This window comes from Gracilibacillus marinus, assembly GCF_042651725.1.
Classification (GTDB): Bacteria; Bacillota; Bacilli; order Bacillales; family Amphibacillaceae; genus Gracilibacillus; species Gracilibacillus marinus.
On sequence record NZ_JBHSDV010000007.1, the window covers coordinates 66,920 to 87,547 of the forward strand.

20 protein-coding genes, 3 pseudogenes and 1 riboswitch are annotated in these 20,628 nt (G+C 34.6%); of the genes and pseudogenes, 16 read left to right on the plus strand and 7 right to left on the minus strand.

What is annotated here, in order from left to right; all coding sequences use genetic code 11:
- The first annotated feature begins 1 nt into the window (after position 1).
- The 7 genes from ACFOZ1_RS15900 to thiC all read left to right on the plus strand — a co-directional run bounded on the left by ACFOZ1_RS15900 (position 2) and on the right by thiC (position 8,723).
- Positions 2 to 679, plus strand: coding sequence for a hypothetical protein (locus ACFOZ1_RS15900; RefSeq protein ID WP_390200858.1), 678 nt, complete (start codon positions 2 to 4; stop codon positions 677 to 679).
- An 864-nt stretch (positions 680 to 1,543) separates the two neighbouring features.
- Positions 1,544 to 2,506, plus strand: a complete 963-nt coding sequence (locus tag ACFOZ1_RS15905; protein WP_390200859.1) for a helix-turn-helix transcriptional regulator — start codon at positions 1,544 to 1,546, stop codon at positions 2,504 to 2,506.
- A 75-nt stretch (positions 2,507 to 2,581) separates the two neighbouring features.
- A complete protein-coding gene (locus tag ACFOZ1_RS15910; protein WP_390200861.1) occupies positions 2,582 to 3,214 on the plus strand; it encodes a type 1 glutamine amidotransferase family protein in 633 nt (210 codons plus the stop codon).
- A 597-nt stretch (positions 3,215 to 3,811) separates the two neighbouring features.
- The gene (gene ltrA, locus ACFOZ1_RS15915; RefSeq protein WP_390200862.1) at positions 3,812 to 5,086 is read left to right on the plus strand and encodes a group II intron reverse transcriptase/maturase; all 1,275 of its coding nucleotides are present in this window, start codon (positions 3,812 to 3,814) and stop codon (positions 5,084 to 5,086) included.
- A gap of 183 nt (positions 5,087 to 5,269) precedes the next feature.
- Positions 5,270 to 5,902, plus strand: a complete 633-nt coding sequence (locus ACFOZ1_RS15920; protein WP_390200892.1) for a pentapeptide repeat-containing protein — start codon at positions 5,270 to 5,272, stop codon at positions 5,900 to 5,902.
- A 53-nt stretch (positions 5,903 to 5,955) separates the two neighbouring features.
- Positions 5,956 to 6,183, plus strand: coding sequence for a hypothetical protein (locus ACFOZ1_RS15925; protein ID WP_390200864.1), 228 nt, complete (start codon positions 5,956 to 5,958; stop codon positions 6,181 to 6,183).
- A gap of 495 nt (positions 6,184 to 6,678) precedes the next feature.
- Positions 6,679 to 6,793: riboswitch (TPP riboswitch) on the plus strand.
- A 145-nt stretch (positions 6,794 to 6,938) separates the two neighbouring features.
- Positions 6,939 to 8,723, plus strand: a complete 1,785-nt coding sequence (thiC, locus tag ACFOZ1_RS15930) for a phosphomethylpyrimidine synthase ThiC (RefSeq protein WP_390200865.1) — start codon at positions 6,939 to 6,941, stop codon at positions 8,721 to 8,723.
- Positions 8,724 to 9,098: 375 nt separating this feature from the next.
- Here thiC and ACFOZ1_RS15935 read toward each other — a convergent pair.
- From ACFOZ1_RS15935 to ACFOZ1_RS15950, 4 genes and pseudogenes are all read right to left on the minus strand, one after another.
- Positions 9,099 to 9,266: pseudogene (locus ACFOZ1_RS15935) on the minus strand (GlsB/YeaQ/YmgE family stress response membrane protein); the annotation flags it as partial.
- A pseudogene (locus ACFOZ1_RS15940) lies at positions 9,253 to 9,468 on the minus strand (ATP-binding protein); the annotation flags it as partial. The pseudogenes ACFOZ1_RS15935 and ACFOZ1_RS15940, both read right to left, overlap by 14 nt.
- Positions 9,469 to 9,555: 87 nt before the next feature.
- Positions 9,556 to 10,203, minus strand: a complete 648-nt coding sequence (locus tag ACFOZ1_RS15945) for a tyrosine-type recombinase/integrase (protein WP_390200867.1) — start codon at positions 10,201 to 10,203, stop codon at positions 9,556 to 9,558.
- 78 nt (positions 10,204 to 10,281) lie between these two features.
- The gene (locus tag ACFOZ1_RS15950; RefSeq protein WP_390200868.1) at positions 10,282 to 10,467 is read right to left on the minus strand and encodes a phage integrase N-terminal SAM-like domain-containing protein; all 186 of its coding nucleotides are present in this window, start codon (positions 10,465 to 10,467) and stop codon (positions 10,282 to 10,284) included.
- Here ACFOZ1_RS15950 and ACFOZ1_RS15955 point away from each other — a divergent pair.
- From ACFOZ1_RS15955 to ACFOZ1_RS15965, 3 genes and pseudogenes are all read left to right on the plus strand, one after another.
- Positions 10,407 to 10,715, plus strand: a pseudogene (locus ACFOZ1_RS15955) (DJ-1/PfpI family protein); the annotation flags it as partial. The gene ACFOZ1_RS15950 and the pseudogene ACFOZ1_RS15955 sit on opposite strands and share 61 nt — an antisense overlap.
- Before the next feature lie 90 nt (positions 10,716 to 10,805).
- Entirely contained in the window at positions 10,806 to 12,263 is a 1,458-nt protein-coding gene (locus tag ACFOZ1_RS15960) for a phospholipase D family protein (protein WP_390200869.1), read from the plus strand.
- Between the two features lie 138 nt (positions 12,264 to 12,401).
- On the plus strand, positions 12,402 to 12,914 hold the full coding sequence (locus tag ACFOZ1_RS15965; protein WP_390200871.1) for a type 1 glutamine amidotransferase domain-containing protein: 513 nt from the start codon (positions 12,402 to 12,404) through the stop codon (positions 12,912 to 12,914).
- A gap of 419 nt (positions 12,915 to 13,333) precedes the next feature.
- Here the strand turns inward: ACFOZ1_RS15965 and ACFOZ1_RS15970 are convergent, their stop codons facing one another.
- A complete protein-coding gene (locus ACFOZ1_RS15970; protein WP_390200873.1) occupies positions 13,334 to 13,669 on the minus strand; it encodes a winged helix-turn-helix transcriptional regulator in 336 nt (111 codons plus the stop codon).
- Between the two features lie 122 nt (positions 13,670 to 13,791).
- Between ACFOZ1_RS15970 and ACFOZ1_RS15975 the strand changes: the two genes are divergently transcribed.
- The 4 genes from ACFOZ1_RS15975 to ACFOZ1_RS15990 all read left to right on the plus strand — a co-directional run bounded on the left by ACFOZ1_RS15975 (position 13,792) and on the right by ACFOZ1_RS15990 (position 17,394).
- On the plus strand, positions 13,792 to 14,862 hold the full coding sequence (locus tag ACFOZ1_RS15975; RefSeq protein WP_390200875.1) for an LLM class flavin-dependent oxidoreductase: 1,071 nt from the start codon (positions 13,792 to 13,794) through the stop codon (positions 14,860 to 14,862).
- Positions 14,859 to 15,425, plus strand: coding sequence for an NADPH-dependent FMN reductase (locus ACFOZ1_RS15980; protein WP_390200876.1), 567 nt, complete (start codon positions 14,859 to 14,861; stop codon positions 15,423 to 15,425). Before ACFOZ1_RS15975 ends, ACFOZ1_RS15980 begins: the two co-directional genes overlap by 4 nt.
- Positions 15,426 to 15,494: 69 nt before the next feature.
- Positions 15,495 to 16,217 (plus strand): N-acetylmuramoyl-L-alanine amidase CwlD, encoded by a 723-nt coding sequence (gene cwlD / locus ACFOZ1_RS15985; RefSeq protein ID WP_390200878.1) that lies wholly within the window; start codon positions 15,495 to 15,497, stop codon positions 16,215 to 16,217.
- A 118-nt stretch (positions 16,218 to 16,335) separates the two neighbouring features.
- The gene (locus ACFOZ1_RS15990; protein WP_390200880.1) at positions 16,336 to 17,394 is read left to right on the plus strand and encodes an Mrp/NBP35 family ATP-binding protein; all 1,059 of its coding nucleotides are present in this window, start codon (positions 16,336 to 16,338) and stop codon (positions 17,392 to 17,394) included.
- A gap of 191 nt (positions 17,395 to 17,585) precedes the next feature.
- On the opposite strand, the gene gerD is transcribed toward ACFOZ1_RS15990, so the two are convergent.
- Positions 17,586 to 18,245 (minus strand): spore germination lipoprotein GerD, encoded by a 660-nt coding sequence (gene gerD / locus ACFOZ1_RS15995; RefSeq protein WP_390200882.1) that lies wholly within the window; start codon positions 18,243 to 18,245, stop codon positions 17,586 to 17,588.
- A gap of 167 nt (positions 18,246 to 18,412) precedes the next feature.
- Here gerD and ACFOZ1_RS16000 point away from each other — a divergent pair, with 167 nt between their 5' ends.
- Positions 18,413 to 19,009 (plus strand): KinB-signaling pathway activation protein, encoded by a 597-nt coding sequence (locus ACFOZ1_RS16000; protein WP_390200883.1) that lies wholly within the window; start codon positions 18,413 to 18,415, stop codon positions 19,007 to 19,009.
- A 63-nt stretch (positions 19,010 to 19,072) separates the two neighbouring features.
- On the opposite strand, the gene ACFOZ1_RS16005 is transcribed toward ACFOZ1_RS16000, so the two are convergent.
- Positions 19,073 to 19,831, minus strand: a complete 759-nt coding sequence (locus ACFOZ1_RS16005; RefSeq protein WP_390200885.1) for a polysaccharide deacetylase family protein — start codon at positions 19,829 to 19,831, stop codon at positions 19,073 to 19,075.
- A gap of 136 nt (positions 19,832 to 19,967) precedes the next feature.
- Between ACFOZ1_RS16005 and ACFOZ1_RS16010 the strand changes: the two genes are divergently transcribed.
- Positions 19,968 to 20,189 carry a hypothetical protein gene (locus tag ACFOZ1_RS16010; RefSeq protein WP_390200887.1) on the plus strand — a complete coding sequence of 74 codons (222 nt, stop codon included), beginning with the start codon at positions 19,968 to 19,970 and terminating at the stop codon, positions 20,187 to 20,189.
- The last annotated feature ends 439 nt before the right edge of the window (positions 20,190 to 20,628 follow it).

Consider the following 20,628-nt stretch of genomic DNA (forward strand, 5'->3'; position numbering starts at 1 on the left):
GTTGTTGAATATAGAGTTTTTAAAATATGAGAATTTTGCTAAAGAGTACTTTCATAATTCTACTGTTCCTAAAACTGGAATTATGAAAAAAATATATGAAGTTATTCAAAGTAACATACATTTTATGAATTTAATTAGAGATATAGATAAAAACCAAGATAAAGTGCGTGGCGAATTATATGAAACTTATTATTTATTACATTTAAGAGTTTTATATCATTTACCGTCAAATGACGAGTTTATAAATAAAATTTTAATTCGTACAATAGTGGAAAATATACTTAGACTCTGTGTTTCTTTATTAGATTGTAATATTGGAAATTTAAAAGAAGCATCATTTAGTACATTGAAAACTAACTTGGAAAATAAGGGTTTTCAACACAAATATAAAGGTTTGTCGGATGCTTTAAATAATAATTTTGGCACCTATTCTAAAGATGTCCATGGGGAGACTGTACATAAATTATCAGAGAAAGAATATCTGGTCTCAATACGAACAGCTGATAATAATTTGCATTTAGCAAGGCTTTTGAATGTATATAAGGAATTAAATAGTGCAATAATACCTTTCTTCTTAAAAGAAATTAAGACATCAAAATCAGATTTATCTGGAGCTACACTAAGTGTGATGTTAAATATTGTTGGTGAAGATAATTATGATATTTTCTACAATAAGTAGAATTCAAGAGTAAGGGTTGTAAACATTAGGAAACAATCTCTGTGGCGTGAAGGAATTATTCAATAGGGTAAATATGTCTAAAAAGGCCCATCCGATTTATTCTATTAAAGGGCGCTAATGTTTAATGCCCAAAATTATAAAAAGGCTAAAAATATGCGGATATTTATTTACTTTTTGCGTATTTTCAGCCTTTTTACATTTAAAAAATATACTGCCATAAACGACATCTTCTGAATGCAGAATACATTGAAGTTCTATTTTTATTACCAATATCTACTCAAAACTTTTACGAATCTAGTAGTATAAAGTATTCGACTAGCATCATCAACTTCGGTTCAAATTGGTTCAAGTAACATCATTTTCTATTCATTGCTATACATTTTTATCCAAGACGAAATGTATAAAAGGTTGATATAGATGGATTGTGAAGTATTCACTATGCTTAGAATTTATCTTAATATTTCTCAAAACGTTAATAAATCAACACTTGCAAATCCCTCAACCACCTATGGTTGGGGGGGTTTACTGTATATGCGGTGCTTTAAAAACAGGGGAAAATTCACACGTAGCATATACGTAACATACAAGTAGCAGACAAATAATTTAGAGAAAAAGTGTAGATTTGAAGTAAATTTTGGAATTTATAATAAAGTTTGATACTATTGCATTGATTAGCTGAATTGTGACAATGCAGTTGATTATACTTCACTAAATATTGCCAACACACTGCGGAGAAATATACTTAACAAGACATAATAGTCTAATTCAAGGAAATGGGTTAAATTAAAATGTTAACTACAAAAAATCCACTTATAATTAAAATATATATAGTAGATAATTAATTTCAAATAGAGGCGGATTTCAATGGCTAAAACTGATAATTTACTAGCAATTCTTTGGATGCTCAGTTCTGGTGAAAAAATTACTGCGAAACAAATTTCAGAAAGGTTAGAGATGAATATAAGGACTGTTTATCGTTATATTGATACGCTTTCAATAAGTGGTGTACCTATCATTTCGGATGCAGGACATAATGGTGGATACACTTTATTGAACAATTTTATTGAAGCCCCTCTTTTTTTTGATTCTGAGGAGCAAACCTCATTATTTCACGCTGCTATTTTTGCTGAAGAGGCGGGATATTATGGAGGTAAAGCACTAAATAGGGCTATTTCAAAGCTAAGAAATTTTTCAAATCAAGAGCAGAAAATAAAGATAAATCAACACTTATCTAGCCTTGAAGTAATAAGTCAATTCAGTACCCTCGCTATGGAACCTTTATTGAAGGAGCTGGAGCAGGCAGTAACTAACGGTTGCTCAATCAAAATTAATTATCATAAAAATGGTGAAAAGCAATTAAACTATAGATTGGTTAATCCGTACAGGATTATTTATTGGAATAATAAGTGGTATGTGATTGGATTTTGCCAGCTTAGGAATGATATCCGTAGTTTTAGAGTAGACCGTATTGAAAGCCTAATGCTAACCGAAAATAAGTTTAGCCGGCCAGAAAACTTTTCAGCACGTGACTTTTTTATAAATAATCTTCTTCCAACTATAGAAGATAAAGAAGGGATTATTTCTGTGGTTCTTAGTGGGGATAAAAATGTATTGGCCGATATTTGCCAACATTGGTTTTTAGGATATTATTTACAAGAGCGGACTTTAAATCAGGCAGTTTTTCTTCTTGAAAAAGATGTGATACATACGTATGTACCTTATTTGCTTTTACCGTACAATAAATCTATTCAGGTTATTGAACCAATAAGTCTTAAGAAAAGACTTATTGAGGTTCTGTCCGAATTAATAGAATTCCATCAAATTTGATAACTTAACTGACGTTAGGTGTCAGGGAAGTGATGCTATAGTTGGTTATATCAAATGTGATTGGAGTGTTATTGGATGCAAACCAAAAAAGTTTTTCTATATGTATTTAATACAATGTCAGACTGGGAATATGGATATTTAATTGCTGAACTAAACTCAGGAAGATATTTCAAAAAGGATTTAGCACCTTTAAAAGTAATTACAGTAGGAGCTAATAAAGAAATGATTACTACTATGGGTGGACTGATTATAAAACCAGATATTTCCCTTGATGAATGTGTTCTTGATAGTAAAGATCTTTTAATTTTACCGGGTGGAACTACTTGGAGTGAAGATATTCATCAACCTATCTTGGAAAGAGTTGGTCAGGCTTTAAAGCTAGGCACTATTGTTGCTGCAATTTGTGGTGCAACTGATGCCCTTGCGAATATGGGATACTTGGATGCTAGAAAGCACACAAGCAATAACTTAGAATATACTAAAATGGTATGTCCTAACTATAAAGGAGAAAGGTTCTATGAGTTGGAATCTGCGGTATCTGATGTGAATTTAGTTACTGCATCAGGAATAGCTCCTCTAGAATTTGCGATGGAGATACTGAAAAAAATAAATGTATTTGCACCAGATACATTGCATTCGTGGTATAACCTAAATAAAACCCATAAACCTGAATACTTCTTCCAGTTAATGAATTCGATAAGTGGATGAGCTAAAAAATCAACTTAGCAGTTTAATATTAGTTTAAATAATTACCATGCTTTAGACGATGTCTAAGCATGGTTTTTGTAGTGTGCCAGGCATGGCAACTATCTAGGTGGTGAAAGTCCACTGTGGGGGTACACATCGACCAACCACTAGAGAAACGCAAGGTGCTTATCGTGAGGTAAGGGCTGAAGGAAGCGTGTATCAAAATCTTGGCTCGACGAACAGAAATCTAATACTAAGGCTCGATAGGTGGACAAGGCTCCTACACAAGTCAAAGTCCAAAAGATGTGCGTAACCCTATCGGGTAAATTAGACGAGTAAAAGAGGAAAGATAGTTGTCTTACCCTGGGAGGTCTCACGGACGGCTAAGGAGTCCCCTATTAAGAAAGTCGGTCGAAAAAGGTTTATCGTGAGAAGTCAGCCGAAGTCGTAGTAGTGACCATAGTCATGAAGGACGGAACAATTTATAGTGTTTCTACGCCATGATTGCACGAAGGATATATTTCAGAATGTGTTAATGAGGAAAATATGAGCGTATCTCAGAGGATACTCAAAAGTGAAATGTCTTTTCGTCACATGAAAGGAAAGGAAGGAACGAGTGTGGAACTTTTAGAGGAAATCTTAAGTAATCAAAATATGAATGAAGCCTACAAACGTGTATACCGCAATAAAGGTGCGAGTGGAGTTGACGGGGTAAGTGTAGAAGAATTGAAAGCACACCTCAGAGAACACAAAGATGAACTCCGTACGCAAATACGAAAGAGAAAGTACAAACCAGCACCTGCACTGCGAGTAGAGATTCCAAAAGAGAATGGAAAAATGCGTAAGTTAGGCATTCCTACAGTTGTCGACAGAGTGGTTCAACAAGCTATCAATCAGAAACTAAGCCCGATTTTTGAACAACAATTCAGCGAGTATAGTTATGGTTTTAGACCAGGACGCAGTTGCGGAATGGCAGTAACCAAAGCGCTAGAATATATCAATGATGGACATAGTTGGTTGGTAGATATTGATTTAGAACGTTTCTTTGACACCGTTCATCACGACAAGCTGATGAGAATTATTCCCCAGACGATTAAAGATGGAGATGTCATATCTCTCATAAGGAAATATCTCGTTAGTGGTGTAATGGTCAATGGAAAATACGAGGATACACCACTTGGAACTCCTCAAGGAGGGAACCTGAGTCCACTCTTAAGTAACATCATGTTGAATGAGTTGGACAAGGAATTAGAACTGAGAGGATTGTGTTTCGTTAGATACGCAGATGATAGCCTAATTTTCGTTAGAAGTGAAAAGGCAGCGAATCGAGTACTTACTTCTATTACAAAATTTATCGAAAAGAAATTGGGATTGTTAATAAATGTGGAGAAGAGTAGAATATCTCGTCCTACTAAAACAAAGTTCTTAGGGTTTGGTTTCTATTTCGATTCAAACCAAAAGAAATTCCAGCTAAGACCACATCCAAAATCAATTCAGAAATTTGAAAGAAAGTTACGTCAGTTAACGAAACGAAACTGGAGTATTTCTTTAGACGTTAGAATCGTTAAACTGAGACAAGTCATTTATGGGTGGGTCAATTACTTTAAGATAGCCAATATGAAAAGAGTACTTGGAATAATCGACGCGAAGTTGCGTTCTAGACTACGTGTGATTATTTGGAAACAATGGAAGAAGAACCAGAAAAGAATTAAATCTCTCGTACGACTTGGCATTCCTCTCGAGGAAGCCAAGGGTCTAACTCACTGTCGAAAAGGTTATCGTTTTATTGGACTATCGAAGGTAGTTCAAAGGGCTTTATCTAATAAACGCTTAAGGCAAAGAGGAATCCCCTTTGCCCAAGACTATTATTTAAAAGTACACACTGTGATATAAATTGAACCGCCGTATACGGAACCGTACGTACGGTGGTGTGAGAGGGGCGAAAAGTTTAATCAACTTTTCCCTCTACTCGATTTCTTAAAGCTATACCCTTGTAAGAGATCGACCGTTCCTTTATATTTGTATCTAGAAGCTAAATAAATGATTGAAACTCTTTGGAAAGTAGGTAAGTTTACAATGAAGATTGATGTACCTAAGATTCCTGAAAATTTAAGTGATAAAAGATTTACAGATATTTTTTACGAAGAAGATTTAGAATTTGAAATGTGTATGATCTCAGACTCGGATTTTAACAACGAAGTACTTCATCGAGTGAGATTATATAAAACAGTGATTAAGAATTGTAATTTTACAAATACAGATTTTAAACGTATAGATCTTACCGATGTAGTTTTTAAGAATTGCGATTTATCTAATGCTGATTTAAGTAATGCTTCCATCAATCGAGTGGAGTTTATTAATTGTAAGTTGCTAGGCAGCAACCTAACAGAATCTTATATTGGTAATACAAGATTTAAGGATTCCATTCTTGATATGGTTATGTTCGGTAACTCAAAGTTTGAAAAGGTAATTTTTGATAATGCTGAATTAGAAGGCGCTGACCTTTATGATTGTAAGCTTAAAAAAGTAGAATTCCTTTCGTGTAATCTTAATGATGCAAGCTTTGATGGAACACCTTTAAAAGGAATTGATCTAAGCTCTTCCCATTTTGATTCTTTAATTGTTTCTATAGAGAATTTAAAAGGCTGTATAGTATCAACGTCTCAGGCGATACAATTCGCTTCGTTATTAGGATTAAAAATTAGATAATAGTATTTAATCCTTTTAAGTTCGTAAGTAAATAGGATGTTGAAACTAGAAAAATGCTAAGCACAGTAGTAAATGATGAAAAAGTAACTTTTTCATTCAATCCATCTATTTCTGAAGATACTAAAGCAACAGAAACATTTACATTTGAAGAATTAGAAATTAATAAAAATGTAGATGAGAAAACTCTAAAGAAAGAATTGGAAAAGAAGTTTCAGGCTTGGGTTTTGAATAAACTTAATATCTCTTACAGTATTGTTATCGAAGAATCTTTTGAAAAATAAACCAAGTAACATTCAATAAATATACAAAAGTGAAATTTAAATAATTATTGTTCTAAATGAGAAGAAATATAGATTCTAGAATGCTTTAAAAGAATATATTATATTTAACAAAGAGAGTATACAGAAAGGAGAGACTAGCCTATGAAGAAGAATTTGTTTTATTTTTTCTTAGGTGTTGTTGCTTATTTTGTTATATCTACGCTTATACAGTCATTGTAGAAGTGATATGAAAAGATTTATATTTACACATTTTTGTAACTGGAATAGTAGGTATGAAGGCAAAATTTAGGAAAGATTTATAATTAGTAACAGCACTTTCGCTTGCATTGACTAACTATTTCTAAAAGTTTGCTGCGAAAAAAATAACTTTACTGCTGAAGTCTTCTCTCGAATAAACATGTATTTTACAACACAAATAATAGTTCTTTTGAATTGTTTTCGGAATATTCCTTTTATATTTATCGAAGTTCATATATAATGAAAACAAATTGAATAAGAAATAACTAGGGGAGTCCAATGAGTTGGACTGAGAAAGAAACGCGATGAGGTTTCTTGACTCTTGGGACCTGATCTGGTTCATACCAGCGTGGGGAAGTTAAATTGATTCATGTAGCATATTACTTCTGTATACATTTTAGCCGGGTCCAGCCAATTTATTGGATGCCGGCTTTTTTATGTTTGTCAAAAGTCTAGCTATTCCACTTGTTATGTGCCATATCTCGTCCTTTAACTCACAAAAAGGAGAGATTTTTTTTATGTCAACTATTTCATTAAACAAAGAAAGTATTTCCATCAAAACGAATGTACCAGGTAGTAAAAAAGCGTATGTAACAGGTTCTAGGCCGGATATTCGAGTACCTATGCGTGAAATTGAATTAAGTCCAACTACAGGGGTCTATGGTGAAGAAGAAAATGAACCTGTGCGTGTATATGATACGAGCGGGCCATACACGGATGAAGATTATACGGTAGATATTACAAAAGGTTTATCTCCTATTCGTCGTTCATGGATTCAAGAGCGTGGGGATGTCGAGCAATATGATGGAAGGGAAATCAAGCCTGAGGATAATGGATACAAAGATATAAAGGATCCGCGTGCAAACCATCAGGTGTTTCCAGGTTTAAAGAGAAAACCACTTCGCGCAAAAAAAGGGAAAAATGTGACACAACTCCATTATGCGAGAAAAGGAATCATTACACCTGAAATGGAGTTTATTGCCATTAGAGAGAATATGACACCTGAATTCGTACGTGACGAAGTGGCCAAAGGTAGGGCCATTATTCCCTCAAATATCAATCATCCAGAAGCAGAACCGATGATTATCGGTCGCAATTTCCATGTGAAGATTAATGCAAATATTGGAAATTCTGCCGTTTCATCTTCTATTGAAAATGAGGTGGAAAAAATGATTTGGGCAACTCGTTGGGGAGCTGACAATATCATGGATTTGTCCACAGGGAAAAATATCCATACAACCCGGGAATGGATTGTGCGTAATTCACCTGTTCCAATCGGTACAGTGCCAATTTATCAAGCACTTGAAAAAGTAAATGGGATCGCAGAAGATCTCACTTGGGAGATCTACCGTGATACATTAATTGAACAAGCGGAACAAGGTGTTGATTATTTTACGATCCATGCGGGCGTTTTATTACGATATGTCCCCTTAACAGCAAAACGTGTAACAGGTATTGTATCCCGTGGTGGATCGATTATGGCACAATGGTGTTTATTCCACCATAAAGAAAACTTCTTATATACTCATTTTGAGGAAATTTGTGAGATTATGAAATCATATGATATTGCATTTTCTCTAGGAGATGGTTTACGTCCAGGCTCGATTGCCGATGCAAATGATGAAGCACAGTTTGCGGAATTGGATACACTAGGTGAATTAACGAAAATTGCTTGGGAGCATGATGTTCAAGTGATGGTAGAAGGACCGGGACATGTGCCCATGCACTTAATCAAAGAAAATATGGATAAGCAATTGGAAGTGTGTAAAGAAGCTCCTTTTTATACACTTGGACCACTTACAACAGATGTCGCTCCGGGCTATGACCATATTACATCTGCCATAGGTGCGGCAATGATTGGCTGGTATGGTACAGCCATGCTATGTTATGTAACTCCAAAAGAACATCTAGGTTTACCCAATAAAGATGATGTTCGAGAAGGGGTCATTACGTATAAAATTGCGGCACATGCTGCTGATCTAGCAAAAGGACATCCAGGGGCACAAATAAGGGATGATGCCTTATCAAAAGCCCGTTTTGAATTCCGTTGGAGAGATCAATTCCATTTATCTTTAGACCCTGAACGTGCCATGGAATATCATGATGAAACATTACCAGCAGAAGCGGCGAAAACCGCACACTTTTGTTCCATGTGCGGACCTAAATTTTGCAGCATGAGAATCTCTCAAGATATTCGGAATTATGCAAGAGAAAATAAGCTGAAGATGGATGAAGTCATTGAAAAAGGAATGAAGGAAAAGGCCCAAGAATTTAAACAAACAGGCGGTAATATATACTCATAATTTTTCGAAAGGGGTAAGGTAATCAAATGAAAGTCGAAAAAATTGAAAAAGAAATCAATCAACTAAAGACTCGCCTTGATTTTTTACAGGGGTGTCTAAAAGAAATTCAACAAAATTGTGATCACCAATATTTTGCAAAAAATTCGTATTACGAACAATGCACAGAATGTAATAAAGTAAATGTTCTATACTACTAATAATAGAAAAATACTTCCCCATGATTATAATATGAATGATGCACCTTCCTGTAGAGTAAAAGAAAGTTCACTTTGCAAATGCAATAAGAGAATGATTACTTTGTCTTAAAAGAATAATAATTAAAATAAAGCGGGTTAGCATGAATCCTTTGAGCCAATCCGCTTTTTAATCAATCTATTATTTTTTCGAACGACTTAATATTGCACTGGTAATCGCAATAACTAAGATAGCTCCAATTAATGTAGGGATGATATTAAAGCCACCGATTTCTGGCCCGAGATCTCCCATGATAATGGAACCTAACCAACCACCAACGATACCCGCAATGATATTACCAATTACACCACATAATACTTACGACCGTTGCGTGGTGGAGAACTCGATCTAAGATGGCGTTGGCGATTTTAGGATCTTGAAAAATTTCTCCCCAATCTTTGAAATTTGAATTGGTTGTAAATATCGTACTTTTCTTTTCATACCGTAAATCTATCGATTGAAAAAAGAGTTTCGCATCTTCTGCATCAATGGGGAGATACCCGATTTCATCTTATGGAAAGCTTAATATTATGTGAAGTTGAATGCTAAAAGCCTTGTCTTTATGGAAATTTTAACATCCAACTTTGCATAAAAAATGCTAAATAAATTCTTTTAACCAGTTCAATAAATCATCTTTTTCATTTTTAGTAAACTTTTCTTCTGGAATTACATTATGGCTTGCTTGTTCGATAGCTTTACGTTTTAAGTCTGGATTAGATTTTGCATAAATTTCAGTCGTAGTAACCGATGAATGTCCTAAAAAGTCTCTTATATATATTAAGTTAACGCCACCTTCTAACAAATGCATTGCTTTACTATGTCTAAATATATGTGGCGAAACTTTGTTTGGGAATAGGTCTGGACATTTTTTTCTCGCAGTCTTTGTATACTTATTTAATATATATGAGATTCCAGCCCGTGTTAGTTTTCCTTGGTTTTTGTTAAAAAATAAAGGTGTTGAGATTTTCAATTCGTTAAATAAACCGTAATCATTTATATAAGCTTTCACGATATTTATAGTTTGAGGCATTATTGGAATAATCCTTGTTTTGTTACCTTTTCCAGTTAGACGTATGGTTGCTGATCCTTTGATTCTTTCGCCCACTAATACATCTGCTAGTTCCTGGACTCTTGCTCCTGAATCATAAAGTAATGAAAGAATGGCTAAATCCCTGCGACCTTCTTTTGATGATATATCAGGAGTAGCCAACAGTTCTTTAATTGCTGTTATAGATATATAGTTCATTTCAACCACTGGCGTTTTTTTGGAACCTATTGATAATATAGAATTGCACAATTCCATATATTGTGGGGCTTCAATTTGTCAATACCGAAAGAATGCATGTAAAGCTGCCAATCTTTGATTTCTGGTTGAAATAGAATAATTTTTTGTATCTTCCAACCATGTTAAAAACTCTTCAACCATCTTTCTGCTTATCTTTGAAAAACATAATTTATCCGGGTGGTTTCTCGCCAAATCAATTACGTGCAGACGATCGATTTGTTGCATTTATAAAAGCCTTTATGAATGCGAATAAACCAGTATTTGCTATCTGCCATGGTCCACAATTACTCATTACAGCAAAATCACTTGAAGGAAGAGATGTAACAGGGTATAAATCAATTCAAGTTGATTTAGAAAATGCCGGTGCAAATTTCCATGATAAAGAAGTGGTTGTTTGTCAGAAGCAACTTGTTACAAGTCGAACACCAGATGATTTGCCAGCATTTATTCGCGAATCACTTAACTTACTATAAAATAAATAAAAGTCCCTATTAGGGGTGTTTCTATATATACTTTTTAGGGAATAGAAATGTGCACATAACTAAACAACTGAGGTAAAAAACATGAAAAATAAATGGTATGTCAAAAAGCGTTATGCCTTTATCTTATTTCTTGTCATATATCTATGCGTGATTGTTTACCACCAAGTGAAGCCATTACCTGAAGGTGTCTCTGTAAAAGGTGAAAAGCACGCAATAGATGAAAAGGATGTTGAATTTTTAGTTGATTTAACGTATACAAAGAATGAGGAAGAGCATTACGAGCATGAAATATTTGAACAAGTATATCAAGTGATTGGTGATGCAGAGAAATTTTTGATCATTGATATGTTTATGATAAATGATTCTTCATCAACAGATAGAGATTATCCGAAGTTAAGCGCAAAGTTAAAAGAAAAGATCACATTGCAAAAGGAGAAATTCCCTGATTTAAAAGTAGTTGTGATTACAGATCCAATTAATACAACATATTACTCGCATGAAGCGAAATACATTGATTCACTTGAACAAATCGGAGTGGAAGTAGTGTATACAGATTTAGACCGTTTAAGAGATCCGAATCCACTCTATTCAGGTGTGTGGAGAATGTTCTTCCAGTGGTTTGGGCAAGGAGGGAATGGCTTTTTACCAAATCCATTTGGTGAACCTAGTCCTGATGTGACCATACGCTCTTACTTAAAGACACTAAATGTGAAAGCAAACCACAGGAAAGTAATTATCACAGAAAAAGAAGGATTAGTTCTGTCTGCGAATGCACATGATGCAAGTGGATTTCATTCCAATATTGGTTGGAAAGTAAAAGGAGAAATTCTCAAAGACATGCTAGCATCTGAAAAAGCAGTTGTTCAATTCTCTGGTGGAAATGTAAATGCATTCCCAATAGAGGAAGAAATTAATACGTATATAGAGGACACTAGCACTTCTTCCACAGATGTCACGGTTCAATTACTTACAGAGCAAAAGATAGAAGATGCAGTAGTTGAAGCAATCCAACAAGCGGAACAAGGAGATACAATCTGGGTAGCAATGTTTTATATAGCCGACAGAAGTATTATTGATGCAATCGAAGAAGCGACAGAAAGAAAGGTACATGTAAAATTAATTCTTGATCCAAATGAAAATGCATTCGGGCAGCAAAAAATTGGCGTGCCAAATATTCCAATGGCTGATGAATTATTAGAAGATGGAAACAATCATCTAGAAGTAAAATGGTATAACGTAAATAAGGAACAATTTCATACTAAGCTACTATATGTAAATTATGGTGAGACATCTAAGATGATAGGAGGATCTGCCAATTATACTTCTCGGAATTTAAATGATTATAATTTGGAGACAAATATCGCGGTTGAAGCGAAGAATGATACAGAGATTGTTGCAGATGTAGATACTTACTTTCATAGGCTATGGGAGAACGAAGATGCTGTCTTCACACTGCCATATGAAGAAAAAGAGTCTTTACCTATTCTAAAGCGCATCGGGTACACAATCCAAAAGCTAACAATGTTTACAACATATTAAAAATATGGAATAGAAATGTTTACCACGTATACAATCGTGGTAGAAGTATAAAGTAAGACTTGAATCAGTATGTGTCTGACACATACATGATATATGTAAGAGAATCACAATACTATTATTAGAGGAGTGTTCTTACAAATGGCAAAAATAGCAACAGTAATCACAGATTATTTCGAGGACTCTGAATATACAGAGCCAGCAAAGGAATTTAAATCAGCTGGACATGAAGTGGTAACAATTGAGTCAGAAAAGGGAAAAGAAGTAAAAGGGAAACAAGGAGAAGCTACAGTAACAATCGATTACAGCATTGATGATGTGTCTGCAGATGACTTTGATGCATTATTTATTCCAGGTGGATTTTCGCCAGATATGTTACGAGCAGACGATCGCTTTGTTCAATTTGCGAAACATTTTATGGATAAGAAGAAACCAGTCTTCGCAATCTGTCATGGACCACAATTATTAATTACTGCAAAAACATTAGAAGGTCGAGATGTGACTGGATTTAAATCTATCCATGTAGACTTAGAATATGCAGGAGCAAATGTACACGATAAAGAGGTGTTCGTTTGTCAAAATCAACTTGTGACAAGCAGAACGCCAGATGATTTACCTGCATTTATCGAAGAATCCATTAAATTATTACCTTAAAAATCAAAAGCACTGCCAGTCGTTAAGAAACGTAGGGAATGGAGAAAATCAACTGAGATAAAGTGAGACTTCAATCAGTCAGAGTTGCAAACTCTGACTGATTGGTAGCGAAACTTATCAGGGTGTTAGCGACCGTTTACCCACAATACAGATATGAAAAATATAGTACTCATTATTGTGTTGTGGGTATTACGGGCGCTTCACAGTGGAAAAGGAATCACGGTGAGGTACGAACCGATGATGACTTATACTCGACAGTACAAGTGCGACTATACCTCATGTATCCACATGAGGTAAGTCTTCTTTGTCGTAGGGCGATTTTTGAAGTACCATAGTTTCTGACTGGCAGTGCTGGCCAAAGCAAAAGCGTCAATGCCTAGTTTCTTGGCATTGACGCTATATAAAAACAAAAGCACTCATTACATTGAGTGCTTTTGTTTATGCAATTGATGTTTTTTTCCCCACTCATGCATTGCTTCTAGAATAGGACGAAGGCTTTCTCCATACTTAGTCATAGAATATTCTACTTTTGGTGGAACTTCTGGATATACTACTCTTGTAATAATATCTTCCGCTTCTAATTCACGTAATTGTTTTGTGAGCATTTTCTGAGTGATGCCAGGTATACTGCGTTTTAACTCATTGAATCGTTGCGTACCATTATTCAATAAATGAAGCAATATTAGCGGCTTCCATTTTCCGACTAGTATATTTAATGCATCTTCTACTTTACATGCACCTGTCTCATATTTCATTTGTTCGTCTCCTCACAGTATCATTTTGTATACTATACATCAAAAAAGTGCGTACTTACAAAAAGTAATGATATAGTTCATAATAACATATAGAAGCAATAAGTGAAAAGGTGGGAACAATGATGGAAAACTATCGGATTGATAAAAATAAAGGTCTAGAATTTGGTTTATATACATTAGGAGATCACTTACCGAATCCTGCAACAGGTGAAAGAATTCCTGCACATCAGCGATTAGATGAGATAATTGAATTAGCAAAATTAGCGGATGATGTTGGTATTGACTTTTTTAGTGTAGGGGAAAGTCATCAAGATTATTTTACAACGCAAGCTCATTCCGTTGTGCTCAGTGCAATTGCACAAGCAACAAAGAAGATAAAAATTGCAAGTGGTTCTACCATTATCTCCACATTAGATCCAGTCAGAGTATTTGAAGACTTTGCGACAATTGACTTGATATCCAAAGGTCGAACAGAGCTTATTGCAGGACGTGCTTCACGTATCGGTAATTTTGAATTGTTAGGCTATGATTTAAATGATTATGAAGAATTATTTGAAGAGAAATTGGAACTATTATTACAAATTAATGAACAACAAACGGTGAATTGGCAAGGGAGATTCCGTGCGCCGCTCCGTGATGCAAAAATATTACCGCGACCATATCATGAGAAATTACCAATTTGGAGAGCGGTTGGTGGTCATCCTACTAGTGCAATTAAAGCAGCTAGAAGAGGTGTACCTATTTTTCTTGCAATGCTTGGAGGACCTGTATCAATCTTCAAACGTACAATCGATACGTACAGAGAGGCATTAGAGGAATCGGGGTATAATCCAGAAGACTTCCCTGTTGCTACTGCAGGGTTTTTCTATTTAGCAGAGACAACACAACAAGCGCAACGAGAAACTTATCCATCTATTAATGAAGGGATGCAACGAACAAACGGACGTGGATTCCCTAAACAGCATTTTGCTCAAGGAAGTAGTCCAAGAGATGTCATGAATATTGGAAGCCCTCAAGAAGTTATTGAAAAAATCTTATATCAGCATGAACAATTTGGACATCAAAGATATATTGGCCAAATGGATTTTGGGGGCATTCCTTTTCCACAGTTACGAAAAAATATTGAATTGATTGGTAAAGAAGTATTACCGGCAATTAGAAAGTATACAGCAAGAAAAGAGGATGAAAAATGAGAATAGTTACATTAATTGGCTCGATTGTAGGATCAAAAACAAGAACAGCAATCAAGCATACGGCAAATTTGATAGCAGATAGCTACCCAGAGCATGAAGTAACTACAATTGATTTACATGATTATCACTTACCATTCAGTGAAGGAATCAATTATTTAGATTTACATGGTGATGCATTATATGTCACAAAAACAATTATGGAAGCAGATGCTATTATCATTGGTACACCAATATTCCAAGCATCCATCCCTGGTACACTCAAGAATGTATTTGATTTGTTACCAGTAAATGCGTTCCAAGATAAAGTAGTAAGTATAGTGGTAACAGCAGGTTCAAGTAAGCATTATCTTGTGCCAGAGCAACAACTAAAGCCAATACTTGCATATATGAAGGCACAAATTGTTCAAACATATGTATTTATTGAAGAAATGGACTTTGATAAACAGACAATTATAAATGATGATGTGCAATTCAGATTAGAGCGCTTAGTGGAAGATACTATCATGTCAGTAGAATCACATCGTATAATTCGAGAACAAAAGGAAGCATCCTATGATTTTTAATAGCTTCTTGGCATAATGTATTCGCTTGTCCCATACAATGGATTAGAGGTTCGTATGGGAGGTAACAGAATGTCACAGTTAACGAAAGTATTGCTTTGGTTAATAGGAGTATTTGCACTTATCATACTAATTCAATACCCGCTCCAACAAACAATGGACTCATGGCAGACATGGTCCTTGCCATTAGCAGGAAAAACCATTGTCTTAGATCCAGGACATGGTGGAGTAGATGGTGGAGCTGTCGGGTCAGACAAGACACAGGAGAAAGAAATCACGTTAAAAGTATCGAAAATGGTAAGAGATTATTTACAGCAAGCGGGTGCTACTGTATATCTAACGAGAGATGGAGATTATGATTTGGCGGGAGAAGACACCAAGGGATTATCACGAAGAAAATCTGAAGATATTCAAAAAAGAGTAGATTTTATAGAAGAGAAGAATGCAGATTTATTCCTAAGTATCCATTTAAATGCATTGACAGATAAACGATGGAAGGGTGCCCAGACCTTTTATTATCCGGGACGTGAAGAGAATGAACGATTCGCCAAAGCAATTCAGTCAGAAATCATTAGAAATTTAGAAAATACAAAACGTGAGGCATTAGCCATCCACCAAATTTTTGTATTAAAATATGCAGAAGCAACAAGTGCATTAGTAGAGATTGGATTTTTATCAAATGACGAAGAACTAGCACTACTACAATCTGATACTTACCAACGAAAAATGGCAGCAAGTATTTACCAAGGTATTCTTCGCTATCAAACAGATGAATTAACATTATCGGAAAATTGATGAGTGTGTGCTCATCAATTTTTTTGTTTCCTCTTGTGATGTGTCCCACTTAGTTTTGACAAGACTTATGTTATACTAATAGTAAGAAACCAATAATAAAGTTTAGAGGTGACGTATTTTGCTTACAGAAAAAAGTGTTCTAGAATTATTGCACAAGATGAAAGATCCTTTTTTACATAAAACATTTAAGGAAACAAATGGTATAGAAGAAATTCAAATTAAGGAAGATAAAGGTCATGTGAGTGTCAAGTTAGCAATTGGTAAAACAAATACTGCTGAGCAGATGCAATTGCAGCAAGAACTAGTTACAGCATTAAAACAAATTGGTGCAACAACAGTAGGGCTAAGATTCTCCCAATTGCCTGAAGAAATCATTGCGAAATATCAACCAACGAAAGCGGAAAAACCGACATTGTTGAGTGAAGGATCTAAAACCAAATTCTTAGCAATTGCAAGCGGAAAAGGCGGTGTTGGGAAATCAACAGTAACTGTAAATACAGCGGTAGCATTGGCGCGTCTAGGAAATAAAGTTGGTGTGATTGATGCAGATATTTATGGATTTAGTGTTCCGGACATGATGGGTGTAGAAGAACGTCCTAAGTTAAAAGGTAACAAAATTGTTCCAGTTGAGCGATTTGGTGTAAAAATTATGTCAATGGGCTTTTTTGTAGAGGATAATTCGCCTGTAATATGGAGAGGACCACGATTAGGCAAAATGCTAGCGAGCTTTTTTAAAGAAGTAGAGTGGGGAGAACTCGATTATTTATTACTAGACTTGCCACCTGGTACTGGGGATGTTGCATTAGATGTGCATAATATGATTCCGAGTTCTAAAGAGATTATTGTAACTACACCACATCCAACTGCTGCATTTGTTGCGGCAAGAGCAGGCCAAATGGCTATTAATACAAATCACGAAATATTAGGCGTAGTTGAGAATATGTCTTATTATATAAGCAAATCTACCGGTGAAAAGGAATATGTCTTTGGAAAAGGTGGAGGAGATAAATTAGCAGAAGTGTTAAACACGAAAGTGGTTGGGCGCTTATCGCTACAACAACCATATGAAGAAGAAGGCGTCTTCGCTCCATCTGTATATCAGGAAGATCACCCGAATGGTAAAGAATATTTACAATTGGCAGAAAAAATTATGACAAGTATGAGAGAAACAGAATAGATGGAAGGAAAGGCATGATTTGATGTAGATCAAATGGTGTCTTTTCTTATCTTTTTTATATTAGCAACAACGATTACCAGTACTAATTTGTATCTCGACTGTTCTATTTTATAGTATAAAAAGAAAAAATGTCTAATTAATTTAGGTGAACTTTACCTGCTTTTGTAAAGGTAAAGTTCACCTTCTCTACATTAGGAGGACTCATTATTTTTACCAGAACTCTCTTCTTTGCTTTTTGTATCTTCTTCACTCCCGCCTTCGCTACCTCCGCTTTGGCCACTCCCACCACTTTCTTCAGATTGTGGTTTCATTTCTTTGGCTGCATTCATTAGTAATTCCGCTATTTTTGCCTGGAAGATAGGTGACTGAAATGTCTCGTCCATTATCTTTTCAAGATGTGAACGAAATTGTTGGCTTGTTAATACAGTTAATGTTTGCTTTTCCATGTCTGGATTGCTGAATAATTCCATTAATTTTTTTTGGTACTCAGGGTCACTCATTAGATTCTTTGTTACTTTTTCTTGCTGTTCTTGTAATGCTAAGGCAAATGATTCAGCGAATTTAGGGTCTTGGAACATTTTTGTCCAAAATTCTTTTCCTTTATCTGATGATAATGCCTCTGTAATTGCTGTTTTAACAATTTTGGCATCAATGGCGTATGTTTGTTGCATATCATCACTTGCAAGTACTTCAGTAATGGCCTTTTTTCCTTCATCTGTCTTAAGAATATCTGCTACCATTTTCTTTGTTGCTTCATAATTGCCTTCTTCTTTCCCGTTATTTTCTGATCCGCCACAGCTAGTGACAATAAGTAATAATATGAGAAATGGAATATACCTTAGTTTGAACATTATACCGCTACCTTTCGTTATGAAATCAATCAAAATGAGTTTCACTTTATTTATAATATGGGACCAATTAATTTTTCTATGTATTATAAGCGAAAAAAATTATCGTTCATGTTAAAATGTTTTTTGTATATAAATGAAATGGTGAATATGGGAGTGGGGGTTATCAATTGAAGAGTCGGAATGTTGTGCGGTTGTTTTTTACTACATTGTTGATCGGAGGTTTATCGACACTTATCACAAGTTTCTTTGTAAAAAACGATGCATACTTAAAATTTATGAATCCGTTTGATTGGTTTGAAATATTAGGTGTGGTTTTATTTTTCCTAACATTAGGGTTTGTATTTAGTTTGATTAGTCAAATGGGCTTTTTTGCGTATTTAACTGCAAATCAATTTGCTTTAAGTGTATTTAGAAGTTTTTGGCCTATGATTCAAATTGTAATTATAGCTTTTGCGTTATTTGATTTAATTTATTTTAGATATAAATCATTAGAAGGTGGCACGATTACAACATTTATTTTGAGTGCAATTGCATTATTTGTGTATGGCTTTATTGTAGCGGCAATAAAGGCAAAAGAAACAAACAAAACGGCATTTATTCCAGCGTTGTTCTTTATGGTTGTGATCACTTCTATTGAGTGGGTCCCTGGTCTAAGAACAGAAGGTGGGGATTATGCATGGTTGATGATCGTACCTTTAGTCATTTGTAATACATATCAATTGTTAATTTTGCATAGACTCACTGAAAAAGGCGCAAAAAAATAGACCGTAATAGGTCTATTTTTTTATGGGCAGATATAATCGACATCTACTTATAGGAGAAATAGGTTATTTTAATTCTTGTTGTTTAATGTCTACGTTTGTAATCAACTCAGAAATAGTGACTAGCGAAAACTTTTTTAATTGGATTTCAGGCAACATTTTCTGTAATGCCTTCTCGGTTTGCTTCACAGAATCAGAAGCATGTAACAAAACGATGGAGCCATTCCTGATATTTGATAATACGTGATCTGTTATCTTGTCCGTTCCTGGATTTTTCCAATCATTTGGGTTAATACTCCAATGAATGGTTTTTAATCCTTGTAATTCAGCGGCTTTTAGAATTTCTTCATTAAGATAGCCATTTGGTGTCCGGTAAAGATACGTATCTTTGTATCCTAACTTTTCAAATGCTGTTTTGGCTTTTGTTATATCATTTTTAATCTTTTGTATATCTTCTGTTTGATATGGGCTATATTGATAACCTAACATGCCAATCTCATGTTTTTCTTCTACTATTTTTTCTAACAAGTCTGGATGTCTTTCAGCCCACTCCCCGCTAACAAAGAATGTGGCTTTCGTATTTAACTTTGCCAATTGTGCCAATATAGGCTCTACTTTTTCTGTCCCATGGCTAATATTAAAAGTAATCGCGATAGAAGAATGTTTTTTATTCCCATTATGAAGCGCAGCGGGGTCTTCTTGGCTTGAAAAGGTAAATAGACTTGTTGATTGTAAATAGAGATAGAATGCAACAAACAGTGCGACTGGTATAATGATAATGAATTTCTTTTGCTTTTTTATATCAAGTATATATAGTTTCCGCATTGATACACACCCCTTTTCCGAATTTTATTCTATTACTACCATATGACTTGTCTACTATATTTATGATGTCTAGTTATGTTTATTTTTGTTGAAAAGAAGGAATATATATAAGTAAGGACGATGGGGGTGAAATATTATGTTAGGATTATTAATTAATGATAAAGAACAATTAGAATTACAATATGTGATTAAACGAGAACTTGAGGAATTACTATTCGATTTGGAAGATCAACGCATTGATACATTGGTAAAACAATCGATGCGAGAAAGGTATAAATTACTTTTCAGGCTATATACAAGAGTTGCGTCAGAAGAAGAAGTTAAAAAATATATTCCGCAACAAGTGAAATCTGAATAATTTTTCGATACTATATCTAGAGATTGAATAGGTATAGTATTTTTGTTTTTGGTCAAAGTAATGGATGGTGTTGGTTTCTATTATGCTTTAAATCGTTTGTTATAATTTTTTGTAAAAAAAGCTTGCGTCGTATTATTGGTTATGGTATATTATTTCTTGTCGCCAAGAACGACAAAGCAAATTTAGTATGGAAGACACCACATTATTCTATAAGGAAACGATAAGTTTCATTTTAGATTTGAAGGATAGAATTTCTTCATTAAATAAGTTTTTTAACAAAAGTTATTGACAAGTTATTTAAATGGTGATATATTAAATTTCGTCGCAAAAAACGACAAACAATTGATCATTGAAAACTGAACAAAACAACCAGTATGATATATAGTAAGAAATGCTAGCTTTTAGAAGCGAGCTTAAAGTCAACTTTATTTGAGAGTTT